Origin of the sequence: Stenotrophomonas sp. WZN-1 (assembly GCF_002192255.1) — a bacterium.
Taxonomy (GTDB): Bacteria; Pseudomonadota; Gammaproteobacteria; order Xanthomonadales; family Xanthomonadaceae; genus Stenotrophomonas.
Genome location: NZ_CP021768.1, coordinates 965017 through 981663, shown reverse-complemented (window position 1 = coordinate 981663; position 16647 = coordinate 965017). Strand labels below are relative to the sequence as shown.

Annotated in this window: 15 protein-coding genes and 6 tRNA genes; 6 read left to right on the top strand and 15 right to left on the bottom strand. The window is 66.3% G+C overall.

The genetic code is table 11. The annotated features are described in order from the left end of the window. Nucleotides 1–51: 51 nt before the first annotated feature. The 9 genes from clpP to CCR98_RS04485 form a co-directional block, all read right to left on the bottom strand. Nucleotides 52–678 (bottom strand): ATP-dependent Clp endopeptidase proteolytic subunit ClpP, encoded by a 627-nt coding sequence (gene clpP / locus CCR98_RS04525; RefSeq protein WP_004146318.1) that lies wholly within the window; start codon nucleotides 676–678, stop codon nucleotides 52–54. A 76-nt stretch (nucleotides 679–754) separates the two neighbouring features. Continuing rightward, nucleotides 755–2050, bottom strand: a complete 1296-nt coding sequence (tig, locus tag CCR98_RS04520; RefSeq protein ID WP_014036145.1) for a trigger factor — start codon at nucleotides 2048–2050, stop codon at nucleotides 755–757. Nucleotides 2051–2241: 191 nt separating this feature from the next. Next, a tRNA-Leu gene (locus tag CCR98_RS04515) sits at nucleotides 2242–2326 on the bottom strand. 140 nt (nucleotides 2327–2466) lie between these two features. Beyond that, nucleotides 2467–2835 carry a hypothetical protein gene (locus CCR98_RS04510; RefSeq protein WP_087921671.1) on the bottom strand — a complete coding sequence of 123 codons (369 nt, stop codon included), beginning with the start codon at nucleotides 2833–2835 and terminating at the stop codon, nucleotides 2467–2469. 246 nt (nucleotides 2836–3081) lie between these two features. Next, nucleotides 3082–3157 (bottom strand) — tRNA-Lys (locus tag CCR98_RS04505). A 196-nt stretch (nucleotides 3158–3353) separates the two neighbouring features. After that, a tRNA-Lys gene (locus CCR98_RS04500) sits at nucleotides 3354–3429 on the bottom strand. Nucleotides 3430–3508: 79 nt separating this feature from the next. Beyond that, nucleotides 3509–3585, bottom strand: a tRNA-His gene (locus CCR98_RS04495). Nucleotides 3586–3758: 173 nt separating this feature from the next. Next, nucleotides 3759–3835, bottom strand: a tRNA-Arg gene (locus tag CCR98_RS04490). Between the two features lie 39 nt (nucleotides 3836–3874). Further along, a tRNA-Pro gene (locus tag CCR98_RS04485) sits at nucleotides 3875–3951 on the bottom strand. Nucleotides 3952–4131: 180 nt separating this feature from the next. Between CCR98_RS04485 and CCR98_RS04480 the strand changes: the two genes are divergently transcribed. Together CCR98_RS04480 and CCR98_RS04475 are read left to right on the top strand one after the other, a co-directional pair. Beyond that, nucleotides 4132–4890: a Bax inhibitor-1/YccA family protein gene (locus tag CCR98_RS04480; protein WP_087921670.1), complete on the top strand. Its 759-nt coding sequence runs from the start codon at nucleotides 4132–4134 to the stop codon at nucleotides 4888–4890. Between the two features lie 124 nt (nucleotides 4891–5014). Further along, entirely contained in the window at nucleotides 5015–5635 is a 621-nt protein-coding gene (locus CCR98_RS04475) for a flavin reductase family protein (protein ID WP_087921669.1), read from the top strand. 11 nt (nucleotides 5636–5646) lie between these two features. On the opposite strand, the gene CCR98_RS04470 is transcribed toward CCR98_RS04475, so the two are convergent. The 6 genes from CCR98_RS04470 to grxC all read right to left on the bottom strand — a co-directional run bounded on the left by CCR98_RS04470 (nucleotide 5647) and on the right by grxC (nucleotide 10404). Continuing rightward, nucleotides 5647–6399, bottom strand: coding sequence for a sulfite exporter TauE/SafE family protein (locus CCR98_RS04470; protein WP_087924142.1), 753 nt, complete (start codon nucleotides 6397–6399; stop codon nucleotides 5647–5649). A 25-nt stretch (nucleotides 6400–6424) separates the two neighbouring features. Then, entirely contained in the window at nucleotides 6425–7333 is a 909-nt protein-coding gene (locus CCR98_RS04465; protein ID WP_087921668.1) for a LysR family transcriptional regulator, read from the bottom strand. Between the two features lie 83 nt (nucleotides 7334–7416). Beyond that, complete coding sequence (locus tag CCR98_RS04460; protein WP_087921667.1) at nucleotides 7417–8151, bottom strand: isochorismatase family cysteine hydrolase; 735 nt, start codon at nucleotides 8149–8151, stop codon at nucleotides 7417–7419. Between the two features lie 249 nt (nucleotides 8152–8400). After that, nucleotides 8401–9405, bottom strand: a complete 1005-nt coding sequence (locus CCR98_RS04455) for an isocitrate dehydrogenase (protein WP_014036138.1) — start codon at nucleotides 9403–9405, stop codon at nucleotides 8401–8403. A gap of 319 nt (nucleotides 9406–9724) precedes the next feature. Then, on the bottom strand, nucleotides 9725–10117 hold the full coding sequence (locus CCR98_RS04450; RefSeq protein WP_032129080.1) for a carboxymuconolactone decarboxylase family protein: 393 nt from the start codon (nucleotides 10115–10117) through the stop codon (nucleotides 9725–9727). After that, nucleotides 10114–10404: a glutaredoxin 3 gene (gene grxC, locus CCR98_RS04445; protein WP_004154541.1), complete on the bottom strand. Its 291-nt coding sequence runs from the start codon at nucleotides 10402–10404 to the stop codon at nucleotides 10114–10116. The genes CCR98_RS04450 and grxC overlap by 4 nt, the downstream gene beginning before the upstream one ends. Before the next feature lie 88 nt (nucleotides 10405–10492). Between grxC and CCR98_RS04440 the strand changes: the two genes are divergently transcribed. The 4 genes from CCR98_RS04440 to ppk1 all read left to right on the top strand — a co-directional run bounded on the left by CCR98_RS04440 (nucleotide 10493) and on the right by ppk1 (nucleotide 16529). Then, complete coding sequence (locus CCR98_RS04440) at nucleotides 10493–12193, top strand: M48 family metalloprotease (protein ID WP_198361059.1); 1701 nt, start codon at nucleotides 10493–10495, stop codon at nucleotides 12191–12193. Nucleotides 12194–12309: 116 nt separating this feature from the next. Further along, nucleotides 12310–12999, top strand: coding sequence for a phosphate regulon transcriptional regulator PhoB (gene phoB / locus CCR98_RS04435; RefSeq protein ID WP_005408258.1), 690 nt, complete (start codon nucleotides 12310–12312; stop codon nucleotides 12997–12999). A gap of 106 nt (nucleotides 13000–13105) precedes the next feature. Then, entirely contained in the window at nucleotides 13106–14437 is a 1332-nt protein-coding gene (phoR, locus tag CCR98_RS04430) for a phosphate regulon sensor histidine kinase PhoR (RefSeq protein WP_087921666.1), read from the top strand. A 4-nt stretch (nucleotides 14438–14441) separates the two neighbouring features. Then, nucleotides 14442–16529, top strand: coding sequence for a polyphosphate kinase 1 (gene ppk1 / locus CCR98_RS04425; protein ID WP_087921665.1), 2088 nt, complete (start codon nucleotides 14442–14444; stop codon nucleotides 16527–16529). Nucleotides 16530–16647 lie beyond the last annotated feature (118 nt).

Below are 16647 nucleotides of genomic sequence, written 5' to 3'. Positions count from 1 at the left end.
GTCCCGCCCGACCCTGCAGGAACGGGGCCTCCATGGCCCCGTGAAGGCCGGTCAACCGGCCTGGATCGACTCATCCGGACGACGCTCCAGGACCTGGTCGACCAGGCCGTAGGCCTGCGCCTCGAAGGCACTCTTGAAGTTGTCGCGCTCGGTGTCGCGGGCGATCGTCTCCAGCGACTGGCCGGTGTGCTTGGCCAGCACCTCGTTCAGGCGCGAACGCAGGGTCAGGATCTCGCGCGCGTGGATGTCGATGTCAGTGGCCTGGCCCTGGTAGCCGCCCAGCGGCTGGTGGATCATCACGCGCGAATTCGGCAGCGCATAGCGCTTGCCGGCTTCGCCCGCGGCCAGCAGCAGGGCGCCCATCGAGGCGGCCTGGCCGATGCAGGTGGTGCTCACATTCGGCTTGATGTACTGCATGGTGTCGTAGATCGCCATGCCGGCGGTGACCACGCCACCCGGCGAGTTGATGTAGATGTTGATGTCCTTTTCCGGGTTTTCCGATTCCAGGAACAGCAACTGCGCCACCACCACGTTGGCCATGTGATCGTCGATCGGGCCCACGAGGAAGATCAGGCGCTCCTTCAACAGGCGCGAATAGATGTCGTAGGCACGCTCGCCGCGGCTGGTCTGCTCGACCACCATCGGAACCAGGTTCAGGGCTTTGGTTCGGTTGTCCATTACGTGAGGTACCTATCTTGGGGGGCAACAACCCCGCGCCGGCAAAGGCGCGGGGCATCCGGTGATCCGCCCGGGCTTACTGGCGGATCGCGTCCTGGAACGACAGCTTCTCTTCGGTGTGCTGGGCACGCTCGGCGATCCAGTCGATCACCTGCTCTTCCATCACACGGTTCTGCAGGCCAGACATCAGCTGGGGGTCGTTGCGGTACATCTCAATGACCTGTTCCGGCTCTTCGTAGGTCGAAGCGATCAGACGCATCGTTTCGTTCAGGCGCTTGGCTTCCAGGCGCAGGTCGTTGATGCGGGCCACTTCACCGACCAGCAGGCCGACCAGCACGCGCTTGGCGGCGGCGTCCTTGAAGCCTTCATGGGCATCAGCCGGGATTTCGCCGACGTTCTGGCCGTTGCGGCGGATCTGCTCGACCTGCTGGGCCAGCATGGCGCGGGCTTCGTTCTCGACCAGGCGCGGCGGCATTTCCACCGAGGCGTAGGCGGCGATCAGCTGCTCGCCCACTTCACGGCGCAGGCGGTTCATCAGCGCGCCCTTCAGCTCGCGCTCCAGGTTGGCGCGGATGTCGCTGCGGAACTGCTCGACGTCGCCACCCTTCACGCCGAAGCTCTTGATGAAGGCCTCGTCGACCGCCGGCACGACCGGCTCGGACACTTCGGCAACCTTGACGGTGACCTGCACGGTCTTGCCGGCCAGCACCGGCACGCGCCAGTCAGCCGGGAACTCGACGTCCAGGGTCTTTTCTTCGCCCTTGGCCAGGCCGACCAGGCCCTTTTCGATGGTGTCGAACATCATGCCCTGGCCGAGCACGATCGAACCCTTCTCGGTGCCTTCGGCCGGCAGGCGCTCTTCGCCGGCCTGCGACCAGGTTTCCACCGCGACCAGGTCACCGTCCTGCGCGCCACGGCTGACCGGGGCCCAGGTACGACGCTGGTTCTGCAGGTTCTCGATCATCTGGTCGATGTCGGCGTCGGTGATCTCGGCGCTGTGGCGCACGACGGTCAGCTTGCTGACGTCGATGTCGCCGAAGTCCGGCACCACTTCCACGGTGGCCACGAAGGAGAACTCACCCTCGTCGCCCTTGTCGATGCGCGGGCTGCCGACGATGCGCAGGTCGTGCTCGCGCACGGCGGCATCGAAGGTCTCGCGCAGCAGGCCGTCCAGCGCCTCGCCACGGACCTGCGCGCCGAAGCGCTGCTCGATCACCTTGGCCGGCACCTTGCCCGGACGGAAACCCTTGATGCGGGTGGTACGGGCGATTTCGCCCAGGCGGCCGACGATGTGGCTCTGCAGACGCTCTTCCGGCAGCGAGAAGCTCAGGCGGCGTTCCAGGTTGCCGGTGGATTCGATCGAAGCTTGCATGTTGACTCCTGCCACCGGTGGCCCAGGCCCCCGGCTCGATGATTGGGATGAAACGGTTGTAAGGACACGACGTCTGGGACGCGCCTGCTTGCCGCAGCCCTTTAGTTTCGCCCAATTCGGCCTGCACTGCCAGCGCGTGCCGGTCAAGGGGGGCGCCAATGGCCCGATCGGGGCAGGGGACAGGCCGGCACTGGTGCGAAAGGGGGGACTCGAACCCCCACGCCTTGCGGCACTGGAACCTAAATCCAGGGCGTCTACCAATTCCGCCACTTTCGCGTGGCCGGCACAGGCGTTCATTGTCGCAGGCGGCGACTGGAATCGGAAGGCCTGCACAAAGCTGAATCCACCACGCTCCGCGCGATCGCTGCATCGCAGCCATCCCCGGCGGGCGCGCGACCGGCCGGGATGGCTGCAGCTTATTGCTGCGGTACGGCGCGGGCCGGCGCCACGCCGGCGCCAGAGTCGACGGCCGCATCCACCTTCCGGATCTCCACGCCCCCTTCGTCGGTACGACGCAGAGCCACCGACTCAGGCGCAGCCTCGCGCACATCCACCGAACCGTCCGCATTGCGCTGCACGTCCACCGCGTCGGGCAGGACCTCCCCCTCCGCCGGCTGGGCCGGCTGCATCTGCAGGGCGTCACCGACCGGGCGCGCCGGAATGCTCTCCGCGCCCGCATCGCGCTCGACGGTCTGCGCGGGATCATTGCCCGGCGTGCAGGCCGCCAGCGCCATCAACGCGAAGGGAATCCACAGCGTGCGGTGCAATCGAGTGATCTCAGCCATCAACATCTTCCTTCGTGCATGCGCCATCGGCGCGGAAGATCCATTGGGTGCGATGCAGGACACGATGCGGTGAGAAGCAGTGCACAGCATTGAAAACACTGATGACGCGTATGCCCCTGATTTCAGCACCGCTTCAGTAGATCCACGCCCAGCACCACTTCAGTAGATCCACGCCATGCGTGGATGAAGCACAACCCGGCGTACAGGCAAGAAAAAAGCCACCTGGATGACCAAGTGGCTTTCGTCTGGTGGGCTGTCAAGGATTCGAACCTTGGACCTATTGATTAAGAGTCAACTGCTCTACCAACTGAGCTAACAGCCCGAAATCGGGGCGCGAATTATGACCCGATCCGCTCGGTGGGTGCAAGCACTTTCTTCAACATCGTTGAAACCAGCACTGCAATCCCGCTGCGTTGCAGATCCACGCCAGGCGGGGCTCTGCAACGTGTGACCCATCGAAACAAAAGGGTCACACTTATAAGAAAAAAGCCACCTGGCGTACCAGGTGGCTTCCGTCTTGGTGGGCCGTCAAGGATTCGAACCTTGGACCTATTGATTAAGAGTCAACTGCTCTACCAACTGAGCTAACGGCCCGTGAAACTCAGACGCACATTGTAGCGTGCTTTCTGTTTATTGCAATACCGTTTCGGCTGCGCCGATGCGGTTGAATCAGTGGGGTGGCTGAGGGGATTCGAACCCCCGACCACCGGAATCACAATCCGGTACTCTAACCAACTGAGCTACAGCCACCACTGAAACTTTCGTTCCCCGCCGATGCCGCTCGCGGTGGAACCTCAAACCTTTGCCTGGAGACTGTCACCGAAGTTCCGGTCCGCCGAAGCGAGTCCGATATTCTGGTGAAGTCTTTACGCTTTTGCAAGCACTTCTTCACATCCGCCGATGCGACCCCGCTGTCTCGCCAATGGCGCGCCCGACAGGAATCGAACCTGTAACCGCCGGCTTAGAAGGCCGGTGCTCTATCCAGTTGAGCTACGGGCGCCCGAACCGGAACGGTGTCCAATCCGACGTGACGTGGGATTGGTCGGGGTAGAGGGATTCGAACCCCCGACATCCTGCTCCCAAAGCAGGCGCGCTACCAGACTGCGCTATACCCCGGTCTTGCAATCCCCTCGGGCCAGGCCCGGGGAGTCGTTCATTGTCGCCAAGCACATCGCGAACTGTCAACGCGGGCGGCTCCAGCCTGAAGTCTGCCACAGCGCCGTGCGTGGTCATCGGCTATGCTCGCGGTCATCGGCCGGATGGCCGTCCCGACCTTCATTCGCACGGAGAACACGCATGCGCAGCGGCAACCCGGCTCTTTCCGAGTCGACCTTCCTCGACCTCGCCAGCGGCTCGGTGGTGACCAGCCCCGACCAGGTGATGACCCTCAACGGCACCGCCAACAAGACCGGCATCCTGCTGCTGTTGACCGTGCTGACCGCGGCGTTCGCCTGGAGCCAGTCGGTCGACGAGTACGGCCAGGTTTCCGGCAGCGCGAGCCTGTACGCGATCGGTGGCGCGATCGGCGGCCTGGTGCTGGCGCTGATCACCATCTTCAAGAAGGAATGGTCGCCGGTCACCGCACCGATGTACGCGCTGGTCGAAGGCCTGTTCCTGGGCGCCGTCTCGGCACTGTTCAACATGAAGTACCCGGGCATCGTGTTCCAGGCCGTGCTGCTGACCTTCGGCACCCTGGCCGCGCTTCTGTTCGCATACCGCAGCGGCGTGATCAAGGCCACCGAGAACTTCAAGATGGGCGTGGTCGCCGCCACCGGCGGCATCGCCCTGCTCTACCTGGCCTCGTTCGTGCTGGGCTTCTTCAACATCAACGTGCCGGTGATCCACGACTCCAGCTGGCTGGGCATCGCCTTCAGCCTGTTCGTGGTGGTCGTGGCCGCGCTGAACCTGGTGCTGGACTTCGACTTCATCGAAACCGGCGTGGCCCAGCGCGCACCGAAGTACATGGAGTGGTATGGCGCGTTCGGCCTGATGGTGACCCTGGTCTGGCTGTACGTGGAATTCCTGCGCCTGCTGTCGAAGATCCAGCAGCGCTGAGTCCAGCCACGCCGAAAACGACAAGCCGCGATCCGCAAGGGTCGCGGTTTTTTTATGGGCCGCACCTGCTCCACTGTTTCAGGCGGTAGAGTCGAGCACGCTCGACGCTACGGACCACGCCCCCATGACCGACACCTTCCACAGCTACCGCCCGGCTGAAGGCCACCGCCTGCCGCATGATCCGTTCAACGCCATCATCGGCCCGCGCCCTATCGGCTGGATTTCCAGCTGCGACGCGCAGGGCAGGTTGAACCTGGCGCCCTACAGCTTTTTCAACGCCTTCAACTACACCCCGCCGATCATCGGTTTCTCCAGCCAGGGCCGCAAAGATTCGCTGCGCAACATCGAAGCCACCGGCGAGTTCGTCTGGAACCTGGCCACCTTCGACCTGGCAGAGGCCATGAACGAAAGCTGCCGCGCGGTCGCACCGGATGTCGATGAGTTCGCCCTCGCCGGCCTGACGCCCCTGGCATCCACGCAGGTTGCACCCCCACGTGTTGCACAGAGCCCGGTGAGCATGGAATGCCGCTGCACCCAGATCGTGCGCCTGCGCGATGCCACCGGCCAGGACACCAATGGCTGGCTGGTACTGGGCGAGGTGGTCGCAGTGCATATCGATGCACGATTGCTGGTCGATGGCGTCTACGACACTGCGGCGGCGGCCCCGATCCTGCGCGGCGGCGGGCCCGCCGATTACTTCCGCATCGGCACCGAACAGCGCTTCCGCATGTTCCGGCCAACCTGACGCTCAACCGGTTACGGTCGCGCCAGCAGCACCGGCAGCGACGACGCCAGCAATGCGATGCCCGAAGCGGTCAACAGGCTCAGCACGATCTGCCGGAAGCGCGCCTCGCTGATGCCGATGTAGACGCGCGCACCCAGCAGGGTCGGCACCAGCATCGCCGGTGCCACGATGGCGAAGTACGGCAGCATCTGCCGGCTCACCATGCCGCTGCCGACATAGGTGGCCATGGTCACTGCCAGCATCGCCAGATTGAAGTTCTGGATGACCGCGCGCTGCTCGTCCTTGCCGAAGCCACGCAGCGTGCTCCACAGCGTCGGCACTGGTCCGGCGAAACCGCCGATGCCGCTGAGCACGCCACCGGCCATGCCGGCGATCGCGTCACCGATACGACCGCCCACGCGGATCGGCGGCAATGATCGCGCCATCAGCATCACCGGGCACCACAGCGCAAGGAAGCCGCCCAGCAGCGCCTTGAACCAGTCCATGTCCAGTTGCGGCAACACCATCACGCCCAGCGGGATGCCCGCCAGCCCACCCAGCACGAACGGCAGCAGCAGGCGCAGATTGAATCCACGCCGCACGGTGAACACTGCCACCAGCTGACCAACCAGCGCGCCGAACACCGACAGCGTAGCGGCCAGTCGGGGCTCCAGCCCCCACGCCCAGAACGACATCGCTACCATGCCGAAGGCGAAACCGGACAGGCCCTGCACGAATCCGGCGACGATCGCCCCGAGCGCGACCAGCAGATACACCGACTCCATCACCACCTCGGTTGCAACTGCGCGACTACCCTGCCGCGCTCATCTGTGCAGCGTAGTGCGCCGCGAGATGCTCGACCAGCGCGCGCACCTTGGGCGCCAGCGCACGTGCATGCGGATACAGCGCGAAGTAGCGCCGCTGGCCGGCATGCCAGGCCGGCAGCACGCGGATCAAACGACCGGCGCGCAGGTCCTCCTGCACGGTCAGCGCGGTGAACAGGCTGATGCCCATGCCGGCCAGCGCGGCGGCGTACAGTGCGGGCGTGGCATCCACGCGCAGGCGCTGCCCGGCTTCGATGCTCGCGGTTGCGCCGCGCGGCCCCTGCAACTGCCAGGGCGGCATTGACGGCGTGGGACTGAAACCCAGCAGCGTGTGCTGTGCCAGGTCCGCTGCCTGCCGCGGCAGGTCGTGGCGTGCCAGGTAGGCCGGTGCGGCGACCAGGATGCGCGGGCAGCTGGCCAGTTCGCGCGCGACCAGCTGGCTGTCCGGCAATGAAGCCGCGATGCGCAGCGCCAGGTCGAAACCACCACCCACCACATCGACCAGCTGATCATCCGCCGACAGGTCCAGCGTGACCTGCGGGTGACGCTGCAGGAACGACGGCAGCCAGTGCGGAAGCTCCTGGCTGGCCACCACCTGCGGCACGCTGATCCGCACCCTGCCACTGGGCTGCGCCTGCCCGGCACGGGCACGGTCGTCGGCTTCCTGCAGGCGGTCCAGCAGCGTTGCCGCCTCGCGGTAGTAATCGCGCCCGGCCTCGGTCAACGAAAGGCGACGGCTGTTGCGATCGAGCAGGCGCACCTGCAGGTGTTCTTCCAGCTGCCGCAGTTGCCGCGACATCGCCGAGTGGGTGGTCCCCAGGCGCTCGGCGGCTGCGGTGAAGCTGCCTGCGTCGACGATGGCGCGCAGCGCACGCAGGGCGGCGAAGTGATCCATCGGCGGGCAGCTCCACGTAGCGGGGCCCGCGGCATGCGGGCCCCGCCAGCTTATCAAGCGGCTTCGTCACAATCGCGTGCGGCTTACTTACCGGCTACCACCGGCAATGCCAGGATCGCATCAGTGCTCAGGACATCACCGAAGGTGTCTTCGATCTGCGCAAGCGAGGCCTCATGCAGCGCGCGATGACCGATGCGCTGGCCACCGGCCAGGTCCAGATCGCGACTGGCAGTTGCGTCGGATGCCACGATCACCCGGTAACCACGCGGTGCGGCTGCGGCATCGCGGGCTGCACCGGCCACGCAGGCATGGGTCTGCAGGCCAGTGACGATCAGGGTATCGATGCCGGCATCCTTCAGCACCTTGTCGATTACCGCGGCCGAGTCCCCGGCGAACACGCTTACGTTGTCCTTCTGGACCACGGTCTCGCCGCGGCGCGGGTACATGCTGTGGTGGAAGTCCGCATTGAAACTGCCTTTCGCGAACAGCGGCGCGCCGGACGGCAGCACATGCTGTACGTGGATGATGCGAATGCCATGGGCATCGGCGAAATCACGCACCCTTCGGGTCTGGCGCAGAGCCGAGACACCATCAGGGATAACCATGCGACCGCCACTGAACCCCAACGCGGCGCTGCTGTCGAAATATTCATTCTGGAAGTCGATCACCAGAACCGCCGTTTTCGCCGCATCCAGCGAGGCGACCACGGGAGCGCCAGCCATCTGGCGAATTGTGGGATGGGCCGGCTCAGCGGCGGCGACGGAGGTAGCGACGGCCATGCCGATCAGGCTGGCCAGGCCGAAGGCGGTGAGGTTCATGTTCAGGCTCCTGTGCGTTGGAAAGTCGGTACAGGATGCGGAGCGCGTGGCGCACGAACCAGCCGCCCAGCGGCACATGATCTGTGCGATATACGCACAGACAATCCCCAGTAGAGCCACCCCATGGGTGGCTGCGGACCATAGGGGCCCCGTCATCCACGCATGGCGTGGATCTGCCGAGCCAGCCCGTAACGCAACGAGGCGCCCGAAGGCGCCCCGCTGTGGATCCAACCGAGGTCGGCCGGCCGCTTACAGGCGGCTGGCGATGGCCTGGGCAAAGCTCATGGTGGTACCGGTGCCGCCCAGGTCCCCGGTCAGCGAATCCTTGGCTTCCATGGTCGCCACGATGGCCTTGCGCAGGCGCTCGGCGTTTTCCGGCTGGCCGACATGGTCCAGCATCTGCGCGGCTGCCAGCAGCAGCGCGCACGGATTGGCCTTGCCCTGGCCGGCGATGTCCGGCGCGGTGCCGTGCACGGCTTCGAAGATCGCCGCGTCCTTGCCGATGTTGGCACCCGGGGCCAGGCCCAGGCCGCCGACCAGACCGGCGCACAGGTCGGAGATGATGTCGCCGAACAGGTTGGTGGTGACGATCACGTCGAACTGTTCCGGACGCATCACCAGCTGCATGCAGCAGTTGTCGACGATCATTTCCTGGAACTCGATTTCCGGGTACTGCGCGGCGACTTCACGGGCGACATTCAGGAACAGGCCCGAGGTCGACTTGATGATGTTGGCCTTGTGCACGGCGGTGACCTTCTTGCGGCCGGTGCTCTTGGCCAGCTCGAAGGCGTAGCGCACGATGCGCTCGGAGCCCTTGCGGGTGATGCGGGTGCCGGAGAAGGCGGTCTCGCCGTCGGCCGACACTTCCTGGCCTTCGGCCAGGTAGGCACCCTCGGTGTTCTCACGAACGGTGATCAGGTCGACATTGTCGAAACGCGACTTGGTGTTCGGGAAGGTGTGGGCCGGACGCACGTTGGCGTACAGGTCGAAGTGGCGGCGCAGGCTGACGTTGATCGAGGTGAAGCCACCACCGACCGGGGTGGTCAGCGGGCTCTTCAGCGCGACCTTGTTGCGCGCGATCGATTCCAGGGTCACCGCCGGCATCAGGTCGCCGTGCTTTTCCAGGGCCACCAGGCCGGCGTCGGCGTCTTCGTACTCCAGGCCAGTCTTGAGCTGGTCGAGCACGAACAGGGTGGCGTCCATGATTTCCGGGCCAATGCCGTCGCCGCGGATGACCGTAATTTTCTGCGTCATTGATCGATGTTCCGAACAGGGGGAAAAACGCCGTCCGGACGTGCCCGGAAACGCCGGCGCAAAGGAAGTTTCATCGGCAATTATGCCTTACCCGGCTCGGAGACCCCAAATAGGCAATTAGTCCGAGCCGGGTAAGGCAGAATTGCCCGCGCATTCTTCCTCTACCCCCGCCTGTCGGCGCGCCCCTTCAACAAGAAGGGGCTCCTGGGCTGTTGGATTGAGGGGAAAGCCTCTCGCACGTTCGGTAGTGCCGGCCGCTGGCCGGCAACCTCGGCCACGTCGGGTTCAGGAGATGTCGGCCAGCGGCCGGCACTGCCCTTCAGTGCGCGTGCGCTTCCGGGGCGGCGGCCCCGCCTTCGAGCTGGTCGAGGAAGTCGACCGCGCGGCGCAGGTGCGGGATCACGATGGAACCGCCCACCACCAGGCCGACCGAGAAGGTCTCGAAGAACTCCTCGCGGGTCACGCCGGCGTCCTTGCACTGGGCGACGTGGTAGCTGATGCAGTCGTCGCAGCGCAGCACCATCGAGGCCACCAGGCCCAGCAGTTCCTTGGTCTTCACGTCCAGCGCGCCGGCCTGGTAGGTCTGCGTGTCCAGCGCGAAGAAGCGGCGCACCACCTGGTTCGGCTCACCCAGGATGCGCTCGTTCATGCGCTTGCGGAACTCGGTGAACTCGGCGATGCGGTCCTTGCTGCCGTCGTCGGCCGCGCTCATGCCTGGCCCTGCCCGGCCAGCAGCGGCTCGAGCTTGCCTTCACGGTGCAGGGCCATCATGTCGTCGTAGCCGCCGACGTGGACGTCGCCGACAAAGATCTGCGGCACGCTGGTGCGGCGGGTCAGCGCCATCATCTTCTCGCGCTCGGCCGGGTCCAGGTCGATGCGGACCTCGGTCCACTGCTGGCCCTTGCTCTTCAGGAAGTTCTTGGCGGCCACGCAGTACGGGCAGACGGCGGTGGAATAGATGGTAATGGCGGGGGCACCGCCGGCGGTCTGGGCTGTCACGGGAAACTCCACGATGGATCGACGGTCTACATATGGTACCGGTGCGCTGGAATTTCCACGCCACGGCCGCAACACTGTGGATTAACGAATGGTTGCCCCCTGCCCTGCCACGCTTGGCGCGCCCCGCCCGAGGACCTTCTGCTTGCGAGCCCTGCTGCTGACTACCGCCGTCACCCTGGCCCTGGCCATGCCGCTGGCCCAGGCCCAGGAGAAGCTGCCCGACATCGGCTCCTCGGCCGGCGAGCTGCTGACCCCGGCCCGCCAGGCCGAGTACGGCGCGATGATGCTGCGCGAGCTGCGCAACTACGGCTACCTGCTGGAGGATCCGCTGGTCAACGACTGGCTGCAGACCATGGGCACCCGGCTCGGCTCCAACAGTGACCAGCCGCGGCAGCCATACACCTTCTTCGTGATGAACGACCGCCAGATCAACGCCTTCGCCACGCTGGGCGGCTACATCGGGGTCAATGCCGGCCTGGTGCTGACCGCCGAGCGCGAGGACGAGGTCGCTGCGGTGCTGTCCCACGAAATCGCCCACGTCACCCAGCAGCATGTGCTGCGCGGTGTCGAACGCGCCCAGCGCGACCAGATCCCGATCCTGCTGGGCATGCTGGCGGCAGTGGTGGCCGCCCAGGCCAGCAACAGCACGTCGTCCGGCAACGCGACGATGGCCGCGATCAGCTCGGGCATGGGCCTGATGCAGCAACGGCAGATCAACTACACCCGGTCCAACGAGTCCGAGGCCGACCGCCTCGGCATCCGCACCCTGTCGCGTAGCGGCTACGACGTGGATGCCATGGCCGGCTTCTTCGAACGGATGTCGGCGGCCATGCGCGGCAACGAAGGGGGCTACAGCGTGCCCGAATTCCTGCGCACCCACCCGGTCAACATCACCCGCATCAGCGAGGCCAAGGCCCGCGCCGAGCAGATGAAGAAGGATACGGTGCTGCTGACCACCAGCACCCCCACCGGAGAGCGCAAGGAGCGGGTGGACCCGGCCGATCCCAGCCTGGGCGAGCCGCTGCTGCGCGGCAACAACCCGCTGCTGCCCAGCAGTGTGCTGCGCCTGCCGATCGGCCAGCTCAACCGTGGTGCCAGCGGCGACTTCGACTGGGCGCGTGAGCGCCTGCGTGTGCTCAGCGCGGATTCCACCCCCGAATTGGAACGCGAGTATGCCGATCTGGCCAAGCGGCAGAAGGACGGTCTCAACGACGCGCAGCGCTATGGCCAGGCGCTGGCCGTCATGCGCGGTGGCCGCGCCGGCGCGGGCCAGGCCCGGCAGACCCTGGCCGGCCTGCTTCAGACCCATCCCGGCAACCTGTGGCTGGCGCTGGGCCTGGGCGAAGCGGAGTCACGGGCAGGCCAGACCGCCCAGGCCAACAGCCGCTTCGAGCAGTTGCTGCGCGAACACCCCAACAGCCGCCCGGTGGCACTGACCTATGCCGAGATCCTGAACGAACAGGGCAACCGCGAGGCCGGCCAGCGTGCGCAGGCGATGCTGCGCCCCCTGTTGTCGCAAAGCGGTAACGATCCGGTCTTCCAGCAGCGCTTTGCCCGCGCCAGCGAGCTTGCCGGCGACAGCGTGCGTGCCAGCGAGGCCTATGCCGAGGCGGCCTTCCTCAGCGGGCGGCCGGAACAGGCGCTGATGCAGCTGCAGGCGCTCAAGCGCAACCCGGCGCTGGATTACATCGGCCGCGCGCGGGTCGACGCCCGCATCGAATCGATCACCCCGACCGTGCTGGAACTGCGCCGCCAGGGCGTGCAGGACCCGGACCTGGACCGCCGCTGAGCACTGCATGACCGGCCGATGGCAATCCAGGCCGGTTCCGGCCAGGTAGTCACAAACATGTCATCAAACCGTAGTCTACTGGCACCACTCCAGTAACCGAGCCCTACGGTGTCCTCGTGCAGAAACGCATCCTGATCGTCGATGACGAGCCCGCGATCCGTGAAATGGTCGCCTTCGCCCTTCGCAAGGGCGATTACGAACCGGTCCACGCCGGCGATGCCCGGGAGGCCCAGACCGCGATCGCCGACCGCGTTCCGGACCTGATCCTGCTGGACTGGATGCTTCCCGGCACCAGCGGCCTGGACCTTGCCCGCCGCTGGCGCAAGGAAACGCTGACCCGCGAAGTGCCGATCATCATGCTGACCGCCCGTGGCGAAGAGAACGACCGCGTCGGTGGCCTTGAAGCCGGCGTCGACGACTACGTGGTCAAGCCGTTCTCGGCGCGCGAACTGCTGGCCCGCATCCGTGCGGTCATGCGCCGTGCCCGCGAGGATGACGAGGACGGCAGCGTGGCGGTCGGCCCGATCCGCATCGACGGCGCCGCCCACCGCGTGTTCGCCAACGACCAGCCGGTGCCGATCGGCCCGACCGAATACCGCCTGCTGCACTTCTTCATGACCCACCCGGAGCGCGTGTATACCCGCGCGCAGCTGCTGGACCATGTGTGGGGCGGCAGCGTGTACGTGGAGGAGCGCACCATCGACGTGCATATCCGCCGCCTGCGCAAGACGCTGGAACCGTTCAACGCCGAGAACATGGTGCAGACCGTGCGCGGCGCCGGCTACCGCTTCTCCACTGCCACCTGAGTCTCGTCGTGCCGGCACCGCGCACCTGCGGGTGCCGGTGCCGGCAACTCTGCTATAACCCTCGGTTCACCCCAGTGAACCGCCGCACCTCAACGACGAGACCGCAATGCCCCGCCACATCCGCTCTGCCTGGTTGAAGACCCTGGCCACCGTTGCCGCGGTACTGCTGTTCTCCGGACTGGTGGGGTGGTTCACGGGCCATCTGTGGTTGTGCATCGCGCTGGGCGCGCTGGCCACTCTGGCCTGGCATTACTGGCGCCTGCGCAGCGTGCTGCGCCGCCTGACCGCACGCCAGCGCTGGGACACCGCCGAGGAAGGCACCGGCGTCTGGAACGAACTGGACCGCCTGCTGTACCGCAACCAGGTGGAAATGCGCGTGCGCAAGCGCCGCCTGCTGGACATGCTGCGCAGCTACCGCGCCGCGGCAGCCGCGCTGCCCGATGCGGTGGTGGTGCTGGACCGCAACAGCCAGCGCGTGCAGTGGTTCAACGAAGCGGCCACCGCCCTGCTCGGCCTGCACCATCCCGGCGATCTCGGCGAAGCCCTGGTCGAACGCCTGCAGCCGATGCCGCTGGCCCACTGGCTGGCCGGGGGCCGCAACGCCGAACCGATCCTGGACGTGCCCTCGCCGGTCGATCCGGCGATCCGCCTGAACCTGCGCCTGATTCCCTATTCGTCGGATTACTGGCTGCTGATCGCCCGCGACGTCAGCAAACTGCTGCGCCTGGAACAGGTGCGCCGCGACTTCGTGGCCAACGTTTCACACGAACTGCGCACACCGCTCACCGTGGTCCACGGCTACCTGGACATGATGGACCCGGAGGATTTCCCGGGAACCGGACCGATGCTGGAAGAAATGCGCAAGCAGAGCCAGCGCATGGCCCAGCTGGTGGAAGACCTGCTGACGCTGTCGCGCCTCGAATCGCAGGAACACAGCGAGGAAGAGACCGTGGCCATGCAGCCGATGCTGGCGACGCTGCGCCGCGAGGCCGAGGCGCACAGCCAGGGCCGCCACCAGATCAGCATCGACGACCTCGCCGGTGTCGACCTGCAGGGTTCGACCAAGGAACTGCACAGCGCCTTCTCCAACCTGGTCACCAACGCGGTGCGCTATACCCCGGCCGGCGGCCGCATCGCGGTGGAGTTCCGCCGCGAAGGCGACGGCGCGGTGCTGGCGGTGCGCGATTCCGGCTATGGCATCCCGGCCACGCACCTGCCGCGCCTGACCGAACGTTTCTACCGTGTGTCCAGCAGCCGCTCACGCGAGAGCGGCGGCACCGGGCTGGGCCTGTCCATCGTCAAGCACATCCTCGGCCTGCACCACGCACGGCTGGAGATTGAAAGCGAAGTCGGCAAGGGCTCGGTGTTCTCCTGCCATTTCGATGCCGACCACGTGCGCCCGCGCGAGTCCGCCCCCCTGACCTCCATCGAAGAATGACGCCATGAGCAGCCTCGGATCCCTCCCCCTCCCCGTGAGCCCGGACAACGATCCGTTGCGCGACCCGGCGCTGTACATCAACCGCGAGCTGTCGCAGCTGGATTTCAACTTCCGCGTGCTGGCGCAGGCGATGGACCCGCAGGTGCCGCTGCTGGAGCGCCTGCGCTTCATGTGCATCTCCTGCACCAACCTCGACGAGTTCTTCGAGATCCGTGCTGCGGCCGTGCGCCACGCACAGGAATTCGGCCTGCCGCCGGCACCAGACGGCATGAGCCCGCAGGCAATCCTCAATGCCATCCATGACCGCGCCGCCGAACTGGTGGACCAGCAGTACCGCTGCTGGAACGAGACGCTGCGCCCGGCGCTGATGGACGCCGGCATCGGCGTGCTCGGCCGCCATTCCTGGACCGACCGCCAGAAGCGCTGGCTGCGCGCGTACTTCCGCAACGAGATCATGCCGGTGCTGTCGCCGCTGGGCCTGGACCCGGTACATCCGTTCCCGAAGATCCTCAACAAGTCGCTGAACATCGTGGTGGTGCTGAAGGGCACCGACGCGTTCGGCCGCGCCGGCCACCTGGCCATCGTGCGCGCGCCGCGCTCGCTGCCGCGCATCATCCAGCTGCCGGAGAAGCTCGGCGGGCCGCAGAACTTCGTGTTCCTGTCCTCGGTGCTGTCGACCTTCGTCGATGAGCTGTTCCCGGGCATGGAAGTCCAGGGCGCCTACCAGTTCCGCGTCACCCGCAACTCCGAGCTGGTGGTGGACGAGGAGGAAGTGGAGAACCTGGCGCTGGCACTGCGCGACGAGCTGGTCGACCGCGGCTACCGGCCGGCGGTGCGTCTGGAGATCGCCCACGACATGCCGCGCGAGATCGTGCGCACCCTGCTGCAGAATTTCGGCCTGACCGAGAACGCGGTGTATCGCATCGACGGCCCGGTCAACCTCAACCGCATCATCCAGCTGTACGACCTGATCGCGCAGCCGGACCTGAAGTACCCGCCGATGACCCCGCGCACGCTGCGCGACAGCGACGGCATCTTCGAGACCACGGCGCGCCAGGACCTGCTGCTGCACCATCCGTTCGATGCCTTCACCGCGGTGCTGGAGCTGATCCGGCAGGCGGCGATCGACCCCAACGTTCTGGCGATCAAGCAGACCCTGTACCGCACCGGCAAGGATTCGCTGATCGTCGACGCGCTGATCCAGGCCGCGCGCAACGGCAAGGACGTGACTGTGGTGGTCGAACTGCGCGCGCGCTTCGACGAAGAGGCCAACCTCGGCCTGGCCGATCGCCTGCAGGAGGCTGGCGTGCAGGTGGTGTACGGCGTGGTCGGCTACAAGACCCACGCCAAGATGCTGCTGATCGTGCGCCGCGAGGGACGCAAGCTGCGCCGCTACGTGCACCTGGGCACCGGCAACTATCACAGCGGCACCGCCCGCGCGTACACCGACATCAGCCTGATCACCGCCGATGCGGACATCGGCAACGACGTGCACCTGCTGTTCCAGCAGCTGTCCGGGCTGGCCTCGAAGATGAAGCTCAAGCGCCTGCTGCAGTCGCCCTTCACCCTGCACACCGGCATCCTCGGCCGCATCGAGCGCGAGACGCGCATCGCCGCCGCCGGCCGCCCGGCGCGGATCATCGCCAAGATGAACGCACTGAACGAACCGCAGGTGGTGCGCGCGCTGTACGCCGCCTCGCAGGCCGGCGTGCAGATCGACCTGATCATCCGTGGCGCCTGCACCCTGCGTCCGGGCGTTCCGGGCGTGTCGGACAACATCCGCGTGCGCTCGATCGTCGGCCGCTTCCTGGAACACAGCCGCGTCTACTGGTTCGGCAACGACGGCGCACCGGAAATGTACTGCGCCAGTGCAGACTGGCTGGAACGCAACCTGCTGCGCCGGGTCGAGACCTGCTTCCCGATCCTCGACCCGGAACTGGCCAAGCGGGTGTACCGCGAGGTCCTGCAGAACTACCTGGACGACAACCTCAACGCCTGGGAACTGGACGCCGACGGCGTTTACCACAAGCGTGCGCCGGCGCACGACGAGGCACCGCATTCGGCACAGATGGCATTGATGCAGGGCCTCTGATCCGGTACGTGTCGAGCAAGGTCGGCGCGTTTGGACTCATCCACGCATGGCGTGGATCTACCGTGTCGACCAAGGTCGACACCCACCAACAGCCGCACAGCACGCCGTCCCGGCAGAT